This is a genomic window from Marinobacter sp., from assembly GCF_033722735.1.
In the GTDB taxonomy this organism is placed as follows: domain Bacteria; phylum Pseudomonadota; class Gammaproteobacteria; order Pseudomonadales; family Oleiphilaceae; genus Marinobacter.
The window spans coordinates 326,807-347,127 of record NZ_JAWVYN010000002.1; the positions used below are offsets into that span (position 1 = coordinate 326,807).

Genomic DNA, 20,321 nt, shown 5'->3' on the forward strand with positions numbered 1-20,321 from the left:
AAAGAGCCACTACCACAACCAACCGCTCAGGCCAACAATAAACAATGTTCGCTGTTTAAGGCACTTTGGTACAAAGGATGTGGTTATGATTGAAAATGGGGACCTGATTCTAAGCTATCTGGAACGGCTCGGCGTTGAGTACGTTTTTGGGGTGCCCGGAGGCAGCATAGAGCCCCTGTTCAACGCCCTGGCCCGAAGTGAACGACGGGGCGGTATTCGCCCGATCATCGCACGCCACGAAACCGGTGCAGCGTTCATGGCGGAAGGCTATGCTCGCGAGACGGGCAAACTGGGGGTCTGCTGCTCCACGTCCGGCCCCGGGGCCACCAACATGCTCACCGGGGTCGCCTCGGCCTATACCGACGGTATTCCCATGCTGGTAATCACGGCCCAAACCTCATTGGAGCGGTTCGGCCAGGGGTCGTTTCAGGAGACTTCCTGTACTGGCATCAATACGGTGGAAATGTTCTCACGCTGTACCCGCTACAACACCCTGGTGTCCCATTCCGCGCAACTGGAGCAAAAATTACTGCAGGCCATCAGCCACACCTTGAGCAACCAGCCCGGCCCCGCCCATCTGAGTATACCGCTCGACGTGATGCGACAGCCCGTTGTCAACGCCACCAGTCATGAGAGCCTGCGCGCGTTCATTAACCATGATGTTGCCCCAAGCCAGGGGGCGATGCACCTGATCTTAAAGGATCTGGCGACCGTAACCAAGGTGACTGTTGTCCTGGGCGAGGGCGCGGTGGGTGCGATCGACGAACTGCTGGCCCTGGTGGAAGCCCGGGGTTGGCAACTGGTCACCACACCACGGGGCAAAGGCCTGGTGAACAGCGACCACCCGGCCCACCGGGGTGTGTTCGGGTTCGCCGGCCACGGCAGCGCCATGGAGGCCCTGAAGCCCGAAAATGCCGAGCGGGTACTGGTCATCGGTACGGCGCTGGATGAGGTCTCCACCTGCGGCTGGGATCCCACCACGATCCTCTCGGACCGAATGATCCACCTGTCTGATAACCCCGAGCACTTGATCCGGTCCACCGTAGCGCGCCTGGTCGTATTGGGGTCGCCGAGGTTGATGCTCAAGCCGTTTGCCAAGCTGCTCGCCAGCGATCCCGTTCGTATGGAAAAGCAGGCCCTGACGAGCGAGTTCCACAGCGCCCAGAACGTGAAGATCGACAACCCTGAAAAGTGTTCAGCGATAAAAGGCCCCATCAAGCCACAGGCCCTGATGACTCATATGAGCCAGGTTTGCCCGCCGGAATCCAGGGTGCTCATGGACACCGGCAACAGCTTTCTCTGGGGCATACACTACTGGAACATCAGGAAGCCCCAATCCGAACCTAAGAGCCTCTTTCACATCGGCATCAGCTACGCGTCCATGGGCTGGGCGATCGGAACGTCGGTTGGCATGGCCGCGGCATCAAGAAATACCCCCGTGGTGTGCTTTACTGGCGACGGCAGCGTTCTGATGTCAGGCCAGGAGATCACCACCGCGCTGCAGGAGAATCTCAACCTGCTCATGGTGGTGCTCAATGACTCAGCCCTGGGCATGGTTCGTCACGGTCAGGCGCTCAGTGGTGGCGAGCAGATTGGCAATGCTCTTCCCCAGGTCAACTTTGCCGATCTGGCCAAGGCCCTGGGGGTCAAATCCCATCGGATTGAAACCATGGAAGAGTTGCGGGCGCTCGATGTACCGGCAATCCTTAGGGAGCCGGGCCCCTGTGTACTCGACGTAATCGTTGATGGTGACGAGGTTCCACCCATGGGCGCTCGTATGAAAGTGTTGACCGGAGCGGTATAAGGCTAAGCAGCAACGCTGGATCACGGGAAGCAGGTAGGCCCGGGAATCAAAAAGGACGTGCAATCGATGACCTCCAAATACGTGTATCACTCCAATTTCTGGCTCGAAGAGCCAGAACCGGATAACCCCTTTGCCGCCAAGGCCTGCTATTGCCACGGCTATGACGTCTATGGCCAGGTGCTGCCACAGGGATCCTGGTTCGAGTACCTCCTGCTGATGTTCCTCGGTGAACGCCCGACACCGGCACAGACAGCCTTGATGGAAAAGCTGGCCATGAGTCTGGCCAATCCGGGGCCACGGGAGGCCAGTGTGCGGGCTGCCATGAACGGCGGCGTCGCAGGTACCAACCCTGGCTCGGCGCTGATGGCGGCCCTGGCCGTTGGGTCCGGTCAGTACGGCGGCGCCCGGGAAGTCGCCCTGGTGATGGAGCTTTGGCAACGATGCGGTCAGGAGTTGGATACCTGGATTCAACAGTTGCAGGCACCTCCGGAGGACGAGCGCGCCGATATATGGCCGGCCATGGAGCATGCGCCCGGCTTTGACCCCAATGGCGACCAGTTTCCCACGCCGGAACACTCTACCCTTGAGCTTCTTTGCGAACTCGCGCCGAAGCAGGGCAATCTGGCGTGGCTAAGACGGAATCGCAGGCCTCTCGAAGAGCGAGTTGGTTATCCCCTGGCCATGGCCGGCATCGCCGGGGCCGCGTTTACCGATCTGGGGCTGAATCCCGAGCAGGGGAGCATGTTGTACCTTATCCTGCGGCTGCCCGGCGCTGCCGTCCACGCCCTGGAACAACAAGGGATGGGGTGGAAGAACTTTCCATTTTACGCCGACGCCATTGAACTGACCGATGACCCCGGCGCCATACCCTCTGAGAGCGAAAACGGAGCCAGCTCATGAGTCACCGCCGACTGCTCGAAACTGAATCGCACTGGACAACCAGGCGTGGGAAAGCCTACCTCACCGAGCGGGTGGTGATGCATGGTCGCGACCTGCACAAGCAACTGGGCGACTATGAGTGGTTGCACCTGTACCTATTCAGCGTGTTGGGGCGGGATCCCGGCGAAGCCGTTTACAGGCTGCTCAATTACTTCTTCGTGGCCACCAGTTTTCCCGACCCATCCATCTGGCCCAATCATGTGACGGCGCTCGGCGGGACCGCCCGGACCACACCTTCGATGGCATTGATGGCTGGAATGAGTGTGTCGGAAGCATCCATTTTCGGACGACGCCCGGAAGTTCGGGCGCTGGATTTTTTCTACCGTGCCGGCCATTGGTGCGATGAAGGCGGCTCACTGATGGATTTCGTGGAGAGGGAGAAGTCCCGGGGAAGAACTCTCTATGGTTACGGCCGCCCACTGGCCCGAAACGATGAACGCATTCCTTATGCCCTGGAGAAGGCCCGAGAGCTGGGTTTTGGCGATGGCCGCTATCTGAACATGGCGCTGGACGTCTACGATTATCTGAACGGCGCCTACGGCTACTCCATGAATATTGGGGCCATCTATTCGGCCCTGGCGGCCGATGTCGGGCTCAGTTGTCAGGAGTACCAACTGTTCATGACGCCGATTTTCCTCGCCGGCATGGTGCCCTGTTTCCAGGACGCCTATGACAAGCCGGAAGGCGCCTTCTTTCCCATGCGCTGCACCAGTATTGTCTATCACGGCCCGGCAAAAAGGGACTGGGATGACGCTGGGTCAACGGCTCGTTAACGGACTGCCTCGTTAAAAGCTGTACTGCACCTCGGCAGTCAGGTTTCTACCCGGCATCGGGTAATCCCCTGGTACCGACGGAACTGGCGCCGAGAAGGGGGAGGGATCCCGAACATCTTCGTCGAACAGGTTGCGAACAGCCAAAGACAATCCCAGCCCTCGCCAGGCATCGCCCGTCGTGCGTATCGTTACATCGACGGTGGTGTAATCGTCCACCGGGTCTCGCGAGTCCATTGCATTCCGCTCCTGCTCGCCAACCCAATTTAGCTGTGAGGTCAGCTGCAGCCGTGGTACCAACCGCCATTCCGCACGGACATACGCCTGTTGGTTCGGGGCTTCGCCGACCGATTCTCCCGTCTGATCATCTTCCGAATCCTGGTAGGCATAGTTCGCAACGAAGGTTAGCCGATCGATTGGCTGATAATTAAGCTCGAACTCGCCGCCATGGCCGGTACGTTCGCCAGAATTGCGGTATTCCGTGGCAACCGCGCCAGTAATGGGCTCCTGGGTGATCAGATCGTCAATTTCATAGTAGAACAGGTTAATTCCGTAATAGAGTTCGGACGTAAGCTGGTGGCTCAGCGCCAGTTCGAGCGTATCAATGGTTTCCGCATCGAGGTCGGAATTGCCCTGAACCACGGGGTTGTTGGAAACAAAAAGCTCGTTCAAAGAGGGCGCCCGAAACGCTCGACCGTACAGCAGCTTGGTCGTGATCGCGTCGGTGGTTGCCCAGATGAGGGCGGCACGAGGATTGACGGTCTGGCCAAAATCCGAGTAATGATCGTATCGCACGCCACTGACCAACTGCCAATTCTGGGCGAACTGCCATTCATCCTGAAGGAACAGGTAATAGCTGGTGCGGTCTTTCTCCGGCATCCAGACCTGATCAGGATCATCGGAAACATCCTGCACGAAACCTATGGGCGAGAAATCCGGATTGAAGTTCTTACTCTCCGTTACCTTATACAGGTCTGCCCAGAGGCCCCCGGTGCCGGCATGCACTCGGTGGTTTTCCAATCCGCGATACACGCCACTGAGATCGATACGTGCCTGATTCTCCTTGTAGCCGGGACTGCCAATGAACCCTTCTGGGAACAGTCCGCCAAACGCACCGGGGGGAAAGAGCGTGAGGTCGTTTTCCGGGGCCTGGTCGAGGTTGAAGTAACTAACCTGCGCTTCCACATCCAGATCATCAACCAGATCCCGCCAATTGTAGGTGAAATCGACGTTCACCCTTTGAGAGCTGTACCGCCCGTCGGGGTCCAAGGCTTCGGCAATTCCGGGCCCCGTACCCAGGTTACGGCGGTCCTGCAGGCCCGCCCGAAGCCGCCATAGGTCTGTGCCAACCTCGAACCTTGCTTCCACCTGGTCGGCCGAGGTGTTCACGGGCCCCGGGGCCAGCGACGCCGAGGTGCCAAAGGCCGCATCAAAATTGGTTTGGGCATCATGCTCGATGGTTTCTCGCCACCCGTCCGTGCCCTCGTATTCGATGACCAGACTGGCTCCCAGGTCGCCAAACTGGGTGCCGGCTTCGAGCCAGCCTCCGCGAGTGTTGAAACTGCCAAACCTGCCGCCCACGACGCCGCCGCGGGTATCCCGCCAATCCTTGGTGATAACGTTGATGACACCGGCATAGGCGTCCGCGCCGTAAAGGGCCGAACCGGGCCCCCGAATCACTTCGATCCGCTTTATGGCCTTGATGGGCATGCCCCTCCAGGCATTGCCCGGGTTGCCAAACATCATGGTGGTAATCGGAATTCCGTTCACCAGCACCAAAGCCTGTGGGTTAAACCCTGCGGTGATTCCACGGAAGATATACTTGGAGGAGAACAGCTGATCGGAATGATTGACATGTAGACCAGGAACCGTCTCCAGTACCTGGTCCAGGTTGTTCGCTCCCATGGCTGCAACATCATTGGCCTCGATGACCGAAGTGACAGCAGCGGCTTTGTCCAGTGGTGTGGCAGTGCCGGATGCGATGGAGACAACGCGAATCTGACCCAAATCTTCCAGCGGGATGTCCCAGAGGTTATCTTCGCCTTCCTGAGCCTGAAGGGAGCAGGGCAGCAGGACACAGCCAAAGACCAGGCTTGCCCTGGTCACCTGCTCAATAGCGGTATTAAGAATGCGCTGTGCACTCGGCAGCATTATGTTGTGCCCCATAGCCTTTATCATTGAGATATCAATTAATTGGAGTTAATTTCTAACACTAAAGGCAAGCTTTGGCCAGCGCCGAGAAGAAATTTGGTGAGAAGCCGGACACAAACCGCCCGATATCCAAAAACTCCTTTTTAAACCGAAGTCTAGACGCTGTTTGCCGGAGCGCAAGCCGGATCGCTGCGATTCGGCCCGATAAAGCACCACGACTTCCTCCCGAGCGTGCTAGCTTAAAAGTAGCCATACCGTCGAACCTGGAATCACTCACAAGAAGGACTGGATCCGATGAGCATCAAAATAGCGGCAATCTGCGGCAGTGTGCGCCCCGGCAATTACAGCCACATGGCAATGGAGTTGGCTGTTGATGAACTGAAAAAACACCCCAACGTGGAAGTCTCAACTATTGAGCTGGCGCCACTGGAACTGCCTTTACCCGGCCTGCAGGCTAACAAACCCGAGGCCATTGAGCGTTTTCAGAAAACCGTTCAGGAAGCCACCGGGATCTTGCTAGCCTCGCCGGAGTATCACGGCGGCATCAGCAGCCCCATGAAGCTGGCCATCGACAACCTCGGCTTTCCCAGCATGCTCGCCGGGAAGCCGGTTTCGATCCTGGGCGTGGCGGCTGGCGCGATCGGCGCCATCAAATCCAGTGAGCAGCTTCGCGCCATCTGCGCCCATGTCGGTGCCGTGCCCCTGCCGCTGGCCGTTTCAATTGCCCATGTACAGCAGGTGTTTGATGACGATGGCCGCTGTACGGATGCCGCTGCAGAGAAAAACATACGCAGAGCGGCCACCAGCCTGATGGATTACATCAATAATGCGATTTGTCCGAAGGTGAGTCTAGAGGCGATTATGCGGGAGATGGATAACGAGTCCTGAAGGCAAACCTTACCCTGCGATTAAACTGACGTTATCTTGTCGCGAATTGCTGGCTAAAGGTGGCAAAAGGTGCAATCTTGTTACCAACTGCTAAAACATCATCCAGACAGGAGTTACCAAGATGATCAAGCGGAATCTGATGTTGATGGGCCTGACGACGGTAGCCGGGTTCGCCTACAGTGCGGCCCAGGCGGGAGATCTGTATAAATCGGGCCTGGGCGGCGCCTACGCCGGTTTAAATTATAGCTACATGATGATAGATCCAGAAGGCGCCGACGAGGCGGATGTGAGCACGCTTTCCGCCAAGATTGGCGTACTCGCCACACCGTTTCTTGGCGTGGAAGCCCGTGCCGGCTTTGGTATCGACGATGACCGGGTTAACGGTGTCGAAGTCTCTCTGGACAACTTCTTTGGCGGCTACGCGACTCTGAACCTGGCCAACGAATCGCCTGCCACGCCTTACGCGATCATCGGCTTCACCAGGGTGGAATTGGAGCAGGAAACCTTGCTGGGGACCTTCAAGGAGGACGAATCGGATTTGTCCTACGGCCTGGGTGTCAACGTGGAAATGACGCAAGAGCTCTCGGGTAATCTGGAGTATATGCGGTACTTCGACAAGGATGACACGACCATCGATGGGTTGGGGGTGGGGCTGACATTCAGCTTCTAAGGCGTTTCAGCGCGGTTTATAAAGGATGCAGGCACGACACACCTGCATCCGGTTAATGCTTCAGGCTTTCGCGCTCCCTTCCTGACGCCCCGCAGCTCCAGGTACCGCTGGCAACCTTCCTCAAAACAACGTGGATTTCACCGAACATGCTCGCCCAGGGACAGTGTTTTCTGGCATTCTGAGCCCCCAATACCCGCAAATAGAGAAACCCCAAGGCATGACCGACGCCCGCGATAGCCACTCTCTTAAACGCCGTATCCGCTTCTGGTTGTTGCTCCCGATCATTTTTGTTACAGGGATATACATCGCACCGTCTTTGCAGACCACCAAGGGTGTGACCGTCTTGCTGGATGGCTGCGTTACCAGTGACTGCGAGTTGCACGGCGACTTGACCGTGAACCTATTCACCGGCATGTACACGCTGCGCCAGTCGGACGGACAGGAAGTGACGTTTTCCGAGGACCAGATCACGTTCATCCAACTGACGGATTGAGAGGGGACACTACGCGATTAAACCAAGCGGGCCCAAAAGTTAAACCTTGCGTACGATGCCGCCCACCTTAGGTTCAACTATCATTATTCAGTAAGCTGCAGGGTATTCCATTGCCTGCCAGGTAAAAGGATCGAGCGGCTCGAGCGTAGGTAAGCAGATGAAAGCCGAAGGCCCACCGCCCAGCTCAAAGCGCTTGGAAGTATTGGTTGTTCCAGCCGGTGGCCATCATTCATCTGCAAGGAACCTCGGCCTTGGCCTAGTAATGACGGTGACCACCATGCTGCCATTAGCGGTCCAGGCCGAGGCAAACCCGGCTTTACTGAATCTCAATATCGGGGAAGAGGGGTTGGACCGCTCCCTGAACAATGCCACCCGCTATGGCATCGAATACCGATTCAGGGCGCTCGACTTCCATCGCCTGGTTCCATCTGTGGGCTATGTCTGGGTGGATAACGGTGCAACCTTTGCCTACGTCGAAATGCGCCGGGACTTCGAGTTAAGGGGTCGCTGGCTGCTCACTCCAAGCTTCGGCTTCGGGGCCTTCCATGAAGAGCCCGGACTTCAACTGGGGCACACCACAGAGTTCCGCTCCGGGCTAGAGCTGTCGTACCGCTTGGACAATCACTACCGGTTAGGGCTGGCCATCTACCATTTGTCCAACGGCGGTCTGAGTGACGAGAACCCAGGCACCGAATCCCTGGTGGCATCACTGAGCATACCGATATGATTCGACAAATAATGATGCCGTGGCTGTTTCCTCGTTACCGAAGGGGGGATTCATTGGCGAGCCCATAGGTTATTTAACATAATATACATTATGCGCAGCTCTGGGTGTAAACCAGGGTTAACAAATCACGAAGAGCAGCTATAGTGTGAAAATCCACCAACCTCAAAGAGCTCCGGCGGCTTAAGCCCGTAATATTTGTTCTCCACATCCTCCGATTGCTCGGCATATGGCTGCGTCATGACTTCCTGCAGCTCTCGCAGCAAAGCGTAATTCCCCGCTGCCGCTTGCTGATAGGCAGGCACAACGAACCATTCCCTCAAACTGTACTTCGGATTGACGAGCTTCATCTGACTGGTAAGCTCCTCACTCGAACACGGTCGAGTGAGCGACTTCCATTTTGTGAGCCACGCTGACCAGCGCTTGTCCATCCCTTCGGGGACTGGGCCATAGATCGGGCCCTTGTAGAAGCTCTTCTTGAGTGGGCCAATGTCGTCAGGCAACAACGAGAGTTCCCGAAAGAACATGGTGTAATCAACAGGCGCTTGCATCATCAGAGTTGCGAGCTCACTGAATAAGTCTGCATGGAAGGCGTCAAGTCCAAGTTTGGCCGCCCACATCTTCTCCAACTGCTCCTGCATCACCTTCGGGAACTCACTTTGAATCTCGTCGAGCTGCCGCAGGTAATCCGGATGCCCTGCCAACAACGGCCGCAACGCCGAACAAAACGAGTAAAAGTTGCGTCCCGCCGCTCTTGGTTGGTTGAGGAACGAAAAGTAATGTCCGCCACCCGTCCATGGTTGGAACTGCGGATCAAACACATCGCAGAAGCCGAATGGTCCATAGTCGAGCGTGAAGCCACCCGCCGCACAGTTGTCGCTGTTGAAGTTACCCTGGCAGTAGCCAACACGGATCCAGTTCGCCACAAGCGACGTCAGTCGACTTTGAAACGCACGGGCAAGCAACACCACTTTTTCGGCAGTGGCAAGAGTCTGGTCGATAACGTCACCGTACTCACGATCAATCAGGTGCAAGACGATCTGCTCGAGCTCCTCCATCGCCTGCGGGTGTTCCTGCTTGCGGGCACGACGACTAAAGAGCTCGAGCTGCCCTACCCGAATGAACGACGGTGCAACACGCGTTGAGATGGCGACGGGCTCAGATATAAGCACATCCGGATCTATTGAGCGTGAGCCCTCCGAATACCACGGACGCCTGACTTTCTCGGTTTTCGACACATAGAGACTCAAAGACCGTGACGTGGGCACACCGAGCGCGTGCATGTGCTCCTGTGCCAGGAACTCCCGCACACTGGACCGCAGAACCGCCCGGCCGTCCGCGCCGCGGCAATATGGCGTCCGACCGCCACCTTTTAGCTGCATTTCCCAGCGCCGTCCGTTGATGACGGCCTCAAGCACGGAAATTGCGCGGCCGTCGCCGTATCCGTTACCGGTCTGGAATGGGCATTGCTGAATGAATTCGGTGCCGTAGATAGAAAGTGCGTAGCCGCACGCCCACCCGACGTTGCGCATCGGCTCCGGGACATGGGATAAATCGCCGGAGAACATGCGGACGAAGTCATCCGACTGCGCCATGCTGTCGGCGAAACCCAGTTCGTGAAACAGATTTTTCCCATGCGCGACGTATTCGGGGTTTTCGATTGGCGTGGGACTGACCGGAACGTAGTGGCCCGAGAAGACTTGTCGTGGCGTGTGGTCAGCTCCGTTTGCTTTCGCCTCAGGGTCGCAGTTGAGCGTGTCCATAAGTGAATAGTCTGCCAACGTAGCGAGCTCGTCGAGGGTGGCGACAATCGGGGGTGTTTCCCGGGGCAGTCGCTTTAGCATTGGAACTCCTAATGCGTGAGCATGATTATGGTTAACAGTGTGATTGTGCATGGTTAATTTAGTTCTTCAAATTAACTGGGTTATTGCGAGCCCCACACCCACCAAAAACCTTTCGGACGACGAATTTCGTACTTTTGTGGAAATTCGTGTCAGCGCCCTATCCTAGAATCTACTTTAAGTTCTTTTTGCACTTTGTGTGGATTTTGGTGGGTAAGTTACTGATATTTTGTTTCAGAAGCTTAGTACTTTCTGTAGTCGTCCAGCGGGCTCGTAGTATTGCCGTATTTTTCAACGCATACGCTACCAGCGTGTCGAGCAGTGTTTGATTAGGGTTCACGTCGCCAACGTGCTTTTCGGTCTTGCGCTGTATACTCTCCATGATCGAGAAAAACGTTGAATCGCGTACAAACCAGCCATTTCAAGGAGTCCACCGTGCAGTTTGAGCATGTCGTCCAGGTGAATGATCTGACAGATACCTCGATAACCAACCTTACCCGGCATCAGTTATGGGAGGGGCTTGTCCTGCGGGCAACCTCGCCCGAGCATTTCGTGATTGGATTGGGCGAATATGAAGTCCAATGGCAGGATGATGGGCGCCTTCAGCGTAGCCTTGAACTACCCGGGCTGGTTGTTAAGGATTTGGTCACCTTTGACGAAGAACGCTCGGTGCATTATGACATTGTGCCTACCGCCAAAATGGCGGGCGGCAGCCTCACCATGACCATCGAAGAACCCGAGCCGCAGTCACTTTTTGTTCGCTTCCGCTACTGCGCCCGGTACCTGGAGACCGTTGGCGATGATTTGCCCTACGACCTGTTTGTTCAGCAGGCGTACATTGCGGCGGATATCGACACCATTCAGGTCATTCGAGACAGGATGACCGCCAATGGCCAGGCGCCGGCCAACAGGTGACCGGCTCGTGTTACACGGACTCCCCTACCTCGGGCATGGTGAAATCCACCTCCTCCATGGAACCCCCCCAGGTAATCCAGTAACGCCCGGACGGCTGGCAGCAACCCCCGGCGTGACGGAAAACCGCGTGAAGGATTCCGCCACGGGGCTGCCAGCCCGGCAGGACGTTGATTAACCGCCCTTCCGTCAGGTCTCGCCCGCCCACAATCAACAGCATGCGTACCACGCCCAGCCCTTCCAGCGCCGCCTGCCTGAGCGTGAAGACGTCAATCTCAACCTTCACGTGCGGGTACCTGGCCATGAACCGCACCAATAGCTGACCAACGTGAAAATAGATCAAACCGGGCGGACAGCTCAGCCGCACCACGCCCCTTGGCTCCGCTCGGGATCGGTCGATCACCTCCTGCGCCGCTTCTGCCTCCACCAGCATGGCAACACAATGACGGTAGTACTCCAGCCCCAGCTCGGTGACCGTGAAACGTCGGGTGGACCGATTAATCAGCCGGGTGTCCAGCCTGTCTTCCAACACCGCGATCCGACGGCTCAGTTTGGATTTGGGCACCCCCAGTGCCCGCCCGGCCGGTGCGAACCCGCCGTGGTCGACCACCTGTACGAAGTAATAGAGATCGTTCAGATCCTGCATGTGACTTCGTCCTATCCATGGAACACAGAGTATAGATTCTGGTGGCTACACAGGTCACATAACTCGGCCTATGCTTTCTCCAAACACTTATCTTTGACGCTGAATCATTCAGTCAAGAGGCAGGTCTTGAAACGAATTCTTGCGACCTACAGCCCACCCCGCGGTCACTGGGTAGGCAACGGATTTCCGGTCCGTTCGCTGTTTTCCTATAACCGAATGGGCGCGGCCAACATCAGCCCCTTTCTGCTACTGGATTACGCCGGACCTGTGGAGTTTGAACCGGCGAGCCACCGCCGCGGCGTTGGGCAACACCCCCATAAGGGATTCGAGACGGTGACGCTAGTCTATCAGGGAGAACTGGAGCACAGGGACTCCACCGGCAGCGGTGGTCTGATTGGCGAGGGGGATGTGCAGTGGATGACCGCCGGCTCGGGCATCGTGCATGAGGAGTTCCATTCGCCGGCGTACACCGAGCGTGGCGGCCCCCTGGAGATGGTTCAACTCTGGGTTAACTTACCCGCCAGGGCGAAAGAGGCTCCGGCCGCCTATCAGACCCTGCTCGACGGGGACATCCCCACGGTGCCGGTGGACAATGGAAACGGCCACCTTCGGGTAATTGCCGGAGACTACCTGGGCCACAAGGGCCCAGCGCGCACGTTCACGCCGGTCAATGTCTGGGACCTGCACCTTAAGCCAGGCGGCGAAATTACCTTACCCGCGCCGGAGGGGCATACCACCTTATTGGCGGCACTCAGTGGCACGATTTTGGTCAACGATGCAGAAATCCTGCGGGAAACAGAGCTGGCCAGCTTCGCGCGGCAGGACAATGGCGTGCACCTGCAGGCCAACAACCAGGCGCATATGCTGCTGCTCACGGGGGAGCCGATCGATGAACCCGTCGTGGGGCATGGTCCATTTGTCATGAACACGCAGGAAGATATCCAACAAGCCGTCGTCGACTTCCAGAACGGGAAGTTCGGCACCCTACACCGCCAGTAAGCCAACGAGCTCGCTGGCCGTGCCCGGCTGCTGCAGCCGGCCCTCAACTCAACGGAATAGCAAGGAGAATAACCATGGCGTTTAAATACAACCGCTTGAACAAGGACGATGTAGCCCTGCTGATGGTAGACCATCAGGCCGGCCTGCTGTCCCTGGTCCGGGATTTCAGCCCGGATGACTTCAAGAACAATGTACTGGCCCTGTCAGACATCGCCAAGTTCTTCAACATCCCTACAATCCTGACCACCAGTTTCGAGGACGGCCCCAATGGCCCGATGGTGCCGGAGCTGAAAGAAGCGTTTCCGGATGCCCCTTACTTCGCCCGCCCTGGCCAGATCAACGCGTGGGACAATGAGGACTTCGTGAAGGCGGTAAAAGCCACCGGCAAGAAGCAGCTGCTAATCGCCGGCGTGGTGACCGACGTCTGCGTCACCTTCCCGGTACTGTCGGCACTGGAGGAAGGCTTTGAAGTCTTTGTGGTGACCGATGCTTCCGGCACCTTCAACCAGACCACCCGGGATGCTGCCTGGAGCCGCATGGAGCAGGCCGGCGCACAACTGATGAACTGGTTCAGTGTGGGCTGTGAGCTGCACCGCGACTGGCGTAACGACATTGAAGGGTTTGGCGGCATCCTGGCCAATCACCTGCCCCATTACGCCAACCTGATGCAGAGCTACATGGCCCAGAAAGACTAATCGAAGCAGCACTGCGCTCCATACCCATAGGGACCGTGGGTATGGGCGTGACCTTGCACCCAGGTGTTTATCACGGACCAACGTTATGAGTGACGAAGAAGCAACAGCCGCCACCCCCAGCGTGCACTACAATGCCGGCAGGTCAATTATGATCCGGCACGCGGTCCGCCCCCAGTATCGGGAGCGCTACGAGACCTGGCTCAGGCAGATTATTGCCGCCGCAGCGGAATTCTCCGGTCATCAGGGGGTGCACATTGTTCGACCGACTGAAGGACACGACACCTTCGAGATTGCGGTTCGATTTTCCAGCAAGGAGGAGGCCGAAGCGTGGCTGGCCTCAGACATCCGGAAGGAGCTGCTCTCCGACATCCGCTCCGCCCTGGCATCCGATGAGCAGGTTGAAATCAAGAGCGGCATCGATTTCTGGTTCACACCCCCCACATCCAAAGCGCGGCAACCCACGCGATGGAAGCAATGGCTCATCACCACCGCGGTGATCTGGCCCCTGACCATGATCGTGCCCCCGGTTTTCCAGCCGGTGTTCGATCGGGTTCCGGAACTCGCCCTTTGGGGCGTTCGCCATGGGCTGGTGGCGGCCACCATCGTTGCACTAGTGGTGTACCTGATCATGCCCCGGGTGGTTCGCCTTGTCGCAGGCTGGCTGTTCCGGTAGCCCCCATTCAATCAAGATGTAACCCTATGGCCGAATTGGGCTCAGTTATTCCTACTGATCGCGACCCTTGACTCCCAGGCTCGAGTAAACCTATGAGGTCGGGATTGCCGTACCAGGCGGTCCCACCACATAGGGCTGGTGTTGCTGGCCTTACTGATTCCACTCGCCCCCTTCATTTCACCGGTGATGCTGGCGGTACTGACCACTTTAGTTCTTGTGCTGGTGGGCACCTGGGAGACCATCGCCGTGCCGCGTACTGACTGACCGGTTGCTGCAAGAGCGAGTCGAAAAAGCCAGGAGGGATTGGAAAAGTGGCCGTTTTCCGGTTGTTCTAGGTGACGAAGACGAATTCATACCGTTGCCGGAATAACAGCAGAGCTGCCAGCCAGGGCCTGCTGCGCCTTGCTCCAGTTTCTTCAACAGCCTGGCCTTGTTGGTCAGGCTGTTGACTTGATATCAGCTGTCACCAGTGTAGAAAACCTAACACGATGCCTGACCCACCGGCAGCAGGTCTTTAATCAAGCTTTCACAGCCTCCCTGGTCCAGGTACTTCGGCACCGCATAGAAGCTGTAGTGCGCCTCCTTCAGCGCCCCATTAGCCAGAGCCGGGATATCCTCCTCCCGCAATGGCGTCAGATGGTACGGCATCTCGAAGCGGTCCAGCATCCCCCTCACTGCGTCGATCAAGCTTTCCGCCGCCTTGTTCTGGCTATCGGCCTCTTGAGCCAGACCACAGTACCGCGCCATTTCTGCCATTCGCGGACTGGCCTTTGACAGGGAGAACTGGAGCACCCTGGGCAGAATCATTGCGTTGGCAACGCCGTGGGCTATGCCATAGGCAGCGCCCACGTTATGGGAAATGGCATGCACGTAGCCCACCCCGGCCTTGGTGAACGCTGCACCGGCATAGTAAGAGGCCATGGCCAGGCTCTGGCGGGCCTTCAGGTTCTGACCGTTTGCCACTGCCTCCTCCAGGTTGTCGAACAGCAGTTTGGCCGCCATCAGCGCCAGTTCATCGGTTTCCTTGGTAGCGTTCCTGGAGATGTAGGCTTCAATGGCATGGGTCAGCGCGTCCATACCGGTCGCCGCAGTAATCGCCGATGGCAACCCCAGCATGAGGCGACCGTCCAGTGCTGCCGCCTTGGGGACCAGTTTCGTATCGATCATTAGCTGTTTTTTGTGGCTTCTGGCGTCGGAGATCACAGCGGCGATCGTCGCTTCAGAGCCGGTCCCTGCCGTGGTGGGTACGGCATACAAGGGTAACGGCGGCACCTTGACCTTGAAGAACCCGGACAGTTGCCGGGGGGATTTGGCATTGGGCAGGCAGGCGCTGATGGCCTTGGCCGCATCGATGGGAGAGCCGCCGCCGACCGCCATCACACAATCACAGTGATGGGACCTGGCCAGGGCAACACCGGCATCCACCTGGGCACTGGTAGGGTCCGGGGATACGCCGTCGAACAAAGTGACATTGACCCCCTGTTCCCTGAGACGTTCGACCATGGCATTCACAATGCCAAGCTCTACCAACACCCTATCGGTGACGAGCAGGAGCTCACGGTGACCCATCTGGCCGATGAAATCACAGAGCTCCAGTGACGCATTCTGGCCGGAGAACAAAGTTGGATTGCGGATAGGCAGAAAACGTACCGAGACCTTCAATGCGTTTGCCAGCGAGCGATAGAAACCGGTTTTTATCAGCGTAATCATGGATCGTCCTATAAGTTGATTGTTTGTTGTGATCGGTGCGGTTGTTACGCACCACCGACCGATAAGCGAACGGCCCCCTGGGGACGGCACTGGCAGGCAAGGGTGTACCCGGCTGCCTGTTCACTGGCCAGGATGCCGGGGACATCGCCCGAGATCTCACCAACCTTCCCCTCATCCACCTTCACCTTGCAGGTGCCACAGGTGCCTGCGCCGCAGGCATGGGGAATGGCAACCCCCTGGGCCCTGGCGACCTCCAGCACGGTCTGGTTGGCGGCGACCTCAAGGGTCTGGCTCTGGCCGTCCGCCAGGCAGATTTCCACGGGGAATTGCGGTCCTTCCGGCTCGGTCACTGCCGCAACGAACTGCTCGACATGAACCCGGGCCGGTTGCGCTCCCAGCGCCTGCAGGCCATTGACCACCACGTCCTTCAAGCCTGCCGGACCACAGATATAGAAGTCAGACTGGGCGATTTGGGAATCGATGGCGCCGAGGGTCAGATCCTCCAGCAGTGTCTCCAACAACCCCGCATCCAGGCGGCCCTGAACCATGTAGGCACTCTCTCCTGCCTGTTCCAGCACGAATGCCAGCTTAAAGCGGTTCGTGTACTGGGCCTGGAGCTGTTCCAGCTCTTCCTTGAACATGATGCTGCGGGCATCACGACAGGCGTAAATTAACTGAACCTGGTCTACACCGCGTTTCTCCAACGCCGCTTCCGCGATAGCCTTAACCGGTGTGATGCCACTGCCTCCGGCTACCAGGACCAGGTGCTCCACTGGCTGTTGGTGCGCGGGCGGATAGATGAAGTCACCAAATGGCCCCTGGACGATCAGCTCATCCCCCACCTTCAGGTCCCGGTGAATGAAGCCGGACATTAGCCCGCCCTCTACCCGCTTCACCCCAATGGTGAGCTCCCCCTTGCGGGGGCTGCGGCACAAGGAATAGCAACGGGTTTGCTGCTCCCCGTTCAGCCACTTGCTGACCATCACGTACTGACCGGCCTGGTAAAGCGGTTCCGTGCTATCCGGCGTGTCGAAGCTAACGGCAACGGCGTCAGGGGTCAGCTGTTCCTTCGCAGATACGGTCAGGAGCCGGTGAAAGGTTTTGCCGGTTCCCGGCAGCCCCTGGGCATTCGGCGATCTCATAAATCCGGCCCCGGAGTTCGATCCAAACTGCTCGATCGGCGCTGCATTGGCCTCCAGGTCTGGCCGAATCCGACGATAGACCGTCTGATAGAGGTACCAGGGAACCCTCGGATACATGTGATGGATCAGGTGATAGTTCTGCCCCAGCAGCAACAGGTTCAGCCACCTGCTCTCAAAGATCCGGGTGTTCTGGTAGCGGCCCAGCGCTTTGTGGGGGAAGTGGGGGATGTAATCAAAAAACGCCACCAGCAGGACGACTGCAATCAGGTTGGGGACGACGGCGAAGGCTATTACCTCCACGCCAAACCCGGCCAGCCCCAGCAGGATTAGACCACCGGGAACCAGCGTCAGATAAACCAGGCTACTGGTGTAGGTTTTCCGAAAAATCGGTATATGCCGCAGCCGACCAAACACCATCAGATGATACTTGATAGGAATGCCATAGGCGGTGGCCACCAGTTGTAGCCAGTTCCGCTCGCCCCCGCAATAGTCCGGGTCCCGATCCGGGTCATTGGTGAACGCGTGGTGGCGATCGTGAATCCGCTGAAACATGCGATAGGGCACCAGCAATAACGGTACCGAGGCGACCCAGCCAAGCACGGGCTCCAGGCGCTTGAGCGGCGAACCCAACTGGAAGATGTTGCCATGACCAGCTTCGTGTACGACAGTGAAACTGGCGAACGCCAGGAATCCGCACACCAGGCTGGCCACGGCGTAAGGCATTGGACCGGTGACCGCCGCGGTGATTGTAATGGCGTAGGCCACCACAATCCCCACAAACAGACACAAGGTGCCCCAGGCAATCTCCGGCAGCGAATTTTGCCAGTCACCCTCTGGGCGGTTACGGGAAGCTGATGCGATTGTAGTCATTGTGTTCACCCCCTTTGTGAGATAGAGCCAGAGTAAACCCAACGTTGGCGTTCGCGATTTTCATGTACAGACATTATTATTGTCATTAACTGTCATTCGAGTCGCTGTGATGCCTATACCGACCCTTCCCCAAATCAATTCCGCCTATGTCCTGATCGCGCTGAGCCTGAACTTTGCGCCCCCCGACCGGGTACTGGAAGGGACCGGAGTGACATCGTTCGACCTGGAGCACTCCTCGTCGACAGGCTTGCCTACCGTGCGCAAGATCGTGGCCAACCTGGTTCGGCACAGTCACACGCCGTTATGGCCTGCGCTGCTGGGAGGGCACCTGGGCGTCGCCACCCACGGCCCGGTCAGCTATGCCAGCCTCAGTGCTCCCACGCTGGGCAAGGCACTGGCAACGTTTGTGGAGTGGGAGCAATTGCGGGCACAGGCCTACCGAGGCGAAATCCGGGACCTGGACAACGAAATGGAGCTGGTTATTCACGACACCACGGGGGACGATGCCTTCAAGTCCCCTTTCTTTGAAATTCTCGTGCGGGGCATGGAGGTGCTCATCGCCCAGATCATCGGCAGCCCAGCCAGGGGCCGCACCCGCATCCATTTTGAAGCCGCGGCGGCGGACCGCCAGCCCCTGATGAACCAGGTTTACGATTCGGAACTGCGCTTTGGCGCCGACGCCAACAAGCTGGTCGTGCCCAAATCCCTGTGGTCGCTACGTTCACCCCTCTATGACAAGGGCTCCTACGAACTCAACATCAACAAGTGCCGGCAGCTTCGCGACGCAGAGGCTGCGCAAGGCCGAGTGGACCTGATGGTCCGGCAACACCTGCGCGACCACTTTGAACAGGTGATTGGTGGGGCCTCGGCGCCGTTACCACCGCCTGAGCTGCAAGAGCTTTGCGACCGGCTCCACGTCTCCGAACGGACCCTTATCCGGCAGTTGAAGGAAGCTGGTATGCCCTACAAAACAATTCTGGAAGAGGAGCGCCGTCACTTCGCTAAACAACTGCTTATCGACGCGCGCTACAGCGTGCTGGATATATCCGATTTGCTGGGTTATCGGGAGCCCGCCAATTTCTGCCGGGCCTTCAAGCGCTGGTTCGGGGTGAGCCCTGGCACCTACCGTCGAATGTGATGCCGGCCCTTTTCATATTTCGCTTTGACAGCGGTTTACACTATCCTTCGGTTATCCAATTACAACAAGCTGAACACGAAACACCCATGTCCGGTCCCCAGCACCCTTACCTTATACACCTTACTTGCCGGCAACGACGGAGCCGAGTGGCCCGCCGGGGCAACGCCCTATGAGCGCGGCAGAAGTATCGCACAGCCCCGCCATTGCCCAGATCATGGTCAACTACGCCACCACCCACGGCGTACCGGCGGCATCCTGCCTGGCAAACACCGGCATCACCCCGCAGACCCTCAAAAACTGTTATGCCCTGATCACCCGGGAACAGGAAATGCGCCTGATCGAAAACCTGACCCGGCTGCTAACCGAGGTCCCTGCCCTGGGCTTCGAACTGGGCGCGCAGTACCGTGTTTCCGCATTCGGTGTGTGGGGATTCGTCCTCACCACCTCGCGAAACCTTCAGGAGGCGGTGAACCTGGCCATTCGCTACCTGCCCTTGAGTACGGCCTATTGCCGCATCTGCTCCAGGGTACTGGGAGAGGAGTTCGTGGTGGAGTTCGATCCCTCGAATATTCCCAGGCATCTTCGCCGGTTTTTGCTTGAGCGAGATATCGCGACGGGCGTTAACATTCTCAGGGAAATCAACCTGGCATCCCGGGCCGTGACCCGACTGGAGTTTGTTGGCCCGCCCCCCAAACATGCCGGGCGGATCGAGGAAATCGCCGGTGTGCCGGTCCATTTCCGGGCCCGCCGGAACCGAATCGTCGTGCCCCTGAGGGATGCCATGGAACCTGTGCCGAACTACAGTGAACACTTTGTTCGGCAATTGGAGGCGCAATGCCGTGAACTGCTCAAGCAGCGTCAGGTCAGCGATTTTTCCGATCAGGTGCGCAACATCCTGCTAGGCAAGGCAGGCTTTCTCAAATCCACCGAGGAAGTGGCCAAACAGCTGGGCATATCCACCCGCAGTTTACGACGCCGGCTGGACGCCGAGGGCACCAGTTTCCGGGAGCTGGGCGACGAGGTTCGTCAGCAGATGGCCTGCAAGCTACTGGCGACCACCCGCATGAAGGTCGAGGAGCTGGCCTTTCATCTTGGCTATTCGGACGCCGCCAGTTTCACCCGTGCATTCCGACGCTGGCAAGCCATTTCACCCGGCGAATACCGAAAGACCCATCAGTTACCCACCGGACCGGCCTGAGGCCATTACACACGCCCGGTCATGCCTGTCACCGGCGCTCCCCTTTCTATTAACCGGC

Annotated in this window: 18 protein-coding genes and 1 pseudogene; 14 read left to right on the plus strand and 5 right to left on the minus strand. The window is 58.0% G+C overall.

Annotated features, from left to right (window positions below):
• Nucleotides 1-85: 85 nt before the first annotated feature.
• The 3 genes from R3175_RS03340 to R3175_RS03350 all read left to right on the plus strand — a co-directional run bounded on the left by R3175_RS03340 (nucleotide 86) and on the right by R3175_RS03350 (nucleotide 3,516).
• Entirely contained in the window at nucleotides 86-1,804 is a 1,719-nt protein-coding gene (locus R3175_RS03340; protein WP_318942430.1) for a thiamine pyrophosphate-binding protein, read from the plus strand.
• A gap of 66 nt (nucleotides 1,805-1,870) precedes the next feature.
• A complete protein-coding gene (locus tag R3175_RS03345) occupies nucleotides 1,871-2,704 on the plus strand; it encodes a citryl-CoA lyase (RefSeq protein ID WP_318942431.1) in 834 nt (277 codons plus the stop codon).
• Nucleotides 2,701-3,516 (plus strand): hypothetical protein, encoded by an 816-nt coding sequence (locus R3175_RS03350; protein ID WP_318942432.1) that lies wholly within the window; start codon nucleotides 2,701-2,703, stop codon nucleotides 3,514-3,516. The genes R3175_RS03345 and R3175_RS03350 overlap by 4 nt, the downstream gene beginning before the upstream one ends.
• A gap of 12 nt (nucleotides 3,517-3,528) precedes the next feature.
• Here R3175_RS03350 and R3175_RS03355 read toward each other — a convergent pair whose 3' ends face one another.
• Nucleotides 3,529-5,679 carry a TonB-dependent receptor gene (locus tag R3175_RS03355; protein WP_318942433.1) on the minus strand — a complete coding sequence of 717 codons (2,151 nt, stop codon included), beginning with the start codon at nucleotides 5,677-5,679 and terminating at the stop codon, nucleotides 3,529-3,531.
• Nucleotides 5,680-5,958: 279 nt separating this feature from the next.
• Between R3175_RS03355 and R3175_RS03360 the strand changes: the two genes are divergently transcribed.
• The 4 genes from R3175_RS03360 (at nucleotide 5,959) to R3175_RS03375 (ending at nucleotide 8,442) form a co-directional block, all read left to right on the plus strand.
• Nucleotides 5,959-6,552 (plus strand): NAD(P)H-dependent oxidoreductase, encoded by a 594-nt coding sequence (locus tag R3175_RS03360; RefSeq protein ID WP_318942435.1) that lies wholly within the window; start codon nucleotides 5,959-5,961, stop codon nucleotides 6,550-6,552.
• Between the two features lie 121 nt (nucleotides 6,553-6,673).
• Nucleotides 6,674-7,222, plus strand: coding sequence for an outer membrane beta-barrel protein (locus tag R3175_RS03365; RefSeq protein WP_318942438.1), 549 nt, complete (start codon nucleotides 6,674-6,676; stop codon nucleotides 7,220-7,222).
• 217 nt (nucleotides 7,223-7,439) lie between these two features.
• The gene (locus R3175_RS03370; protein WP_318942440.1) at nucleotides 7,440-7,715 is read left to right on the plus strand and encodes a hypothetical protein; all 276 of its coding nucleotides are present in this window, start codon (nucleotides 7,440-7,442) and stop codon (nucleotides 7,713-7,715) included.
• Nucleotides 7,716-7,992: 277 nt separating this feature from the next.
• Nucleotides 7,993-8,442: an acyloxyacyl hydrolase gene (locus R3175_RS03375; protein WP_318942441.1), complete on the plus strand. Its 450-nt coding sequence runs from the start codon at nucleotides 7,993-7,995 to the stop codon at nucleotides 8,440-8,442.
• Nucleotides 8,443-8,567: 125 nt separating this feature from the next.
• Here R3175_RS03375 and R3175_RS03380 read toward each other — a convergent pair whose 3' ends face one another.
• On the minus strand, nucleotides 8,568-10,283 hold the full coding sequence (locus tag R3175_RS03380) for a protein adenylyltransferase SelO (protein WP_318942443.1): 1,716 nt from the start codon (nucleotides 10,281-10,283) through the stop codon (nucleotides 8,568-8,570).
• A 432-nt stretch (nucleotides 10,284-10,715) separates the two neighbouring features.
• Between R3175_RS03380 and R3175_RS03385 the strand changes: the two genes are divergently transcribed.
• On the plus strand, nucleotides 10,716-11,195 hold the full coding sequence (locus R3175_RS03385) for an SRPBCC family protein (RefSeq protein WP_318942444.1): 480 nt from the start codon (nucleotides 10,716-10,718) through the stop codon (nucleotides 11,193-11,195).
• On the opposite strand, the pseudogene R3175_RS03390 reads toward R3175_RS03385, so the two are convergent.
• Nucleotides 11,141-11,838, minus strand: a pseudogene (locus tag R3175_RS03390) (LysR family transcriptional regulator). The gene R3175_RS03385 and the pseudogene R3175_RS03390 sit on opposite strands and share 55 nt — an antisense overlap.
• 126 nt (nucleotides 11,839-11,964) lie before the next feature.
• On the opposite strand from R3175_RS03390, the gene R3175_RS03395 reads away from it, so the two are divergent.
• The 4 genes from R3175_RS03395 to R3175_RS03410 all read left to right on the plus strand — a co-directional run bounded on the left by R3175_RS03395 (nucleotide 11,965) and on the right by R3175_RS03410 (nucleotide 14,469).
• Nucleotides 11,965-12,837 carry a pirin family protein gene (locus R3175_RS03395; protein ID WP_318942446.1) on the plus strand — a complete coding sequence of 291 codons (873 nt, stop codon included), beginning with the start codon at nucleotides 11,965-11,967 and terminating at the stop codon, nucleotides 12,835-12,837.
• 74 nt (nucleotides 12,838-12,911) lie between these two features.
• Entirely contained in the window at nucleotides 12,912-13,532 is a 621-nt protein-coding gene (ycaC, locus tag R3175_RS03400; protein ID WP_318942448.1) for an isochorismate family cysteine hydrolase YcaC, read from the plus strand.
• An 85-nt stretch (nucleotides 13,533-13,617) separates the two neighbouring features.
• Complete coding sequence (locus R3175_RS03405; protein ID WP_318942449.1) at nucleotides 13,618-14,205, plus strand: antibiotic biosynthesis monooxygenase; 588 nt, start codon at nucleotides 13,618-13,620, stop codon at nucleotides 14,203-14,205.
• A gap of 141 nt (nucleotides 14,206-14,346) precedes the next feature.
• Nucleotides 14,347-14,469, plus strand: a complete 123-nt coding sequence (locus tag R3175_RS03410; protein WP_318942450.1) for a hypothetical protein — start codon at nucleotides 14,347-14,349, stop codon at nucleotides 14,467-14,469.
• 216 nt (nucleotides 14,470-14,685) lie between these two features.
• Here the strand turns inward: R3175_RS03410 and R3175_RS03415 are convergent, their stop codons facing one another.
• A complete protein-coding gene (locus R3175_RS03415; protein ID WP_318942451.1) occupies nucleotides 14,686-15,915 on the minus strand; it encodes an iron-containing alcohol dehydrogenase in 1,230 nt (409 codons plus the stop codon).
• Nucleotides 15,916-15,959: 44 nt separating this feature from the next.
• On the minus strand, nucleotides 15,960-17,927 hold the full coding sequence (locus R3175_RS03420) for a fatty acid desaturase (RefSeq protein WP_318942452.1): 1,968 nt from the start codon (nucleotides 17,925-17,927) through the stop codon (nucleotides 15,960-15,962).
• A gap of 109 nt (nucleotides 17,928-18,036) precedes the next feature.
• Here R3175_RS03420 and R3175_RS03425 point away from each other — a divergent pair, with 109 nt between their 5' ends.
• Nucleotides 18,037-19,065 (plus strand): AraC family transcriptional regulator, encoded by a 1,029-nt coding sequence (locus R3175_RS03425; protein WP_318942453.1) that lies wholly within the window; start codon nucleotides 18,037-18,039, stop codon nucleotides 19,063-19,065.
• A gap of 169 nt (nucleotides 19,066-19,234) precedes the next feature.
• The gene (locus R3175_RS03430; protein WP_318942454.1) at nucleotides 19,235-20,263 is read left to right on the plus strand and encodes an AraC family transcriptional regulator; all 1,029 of its coding nucleotides are present in this window, start codon (nucleotides 19,235-19,237) and stop codon (nucleotides 20,261-20,263) included.
• Nucleotides 20,264-20,321: the final 58 nt, after the last annotated feature.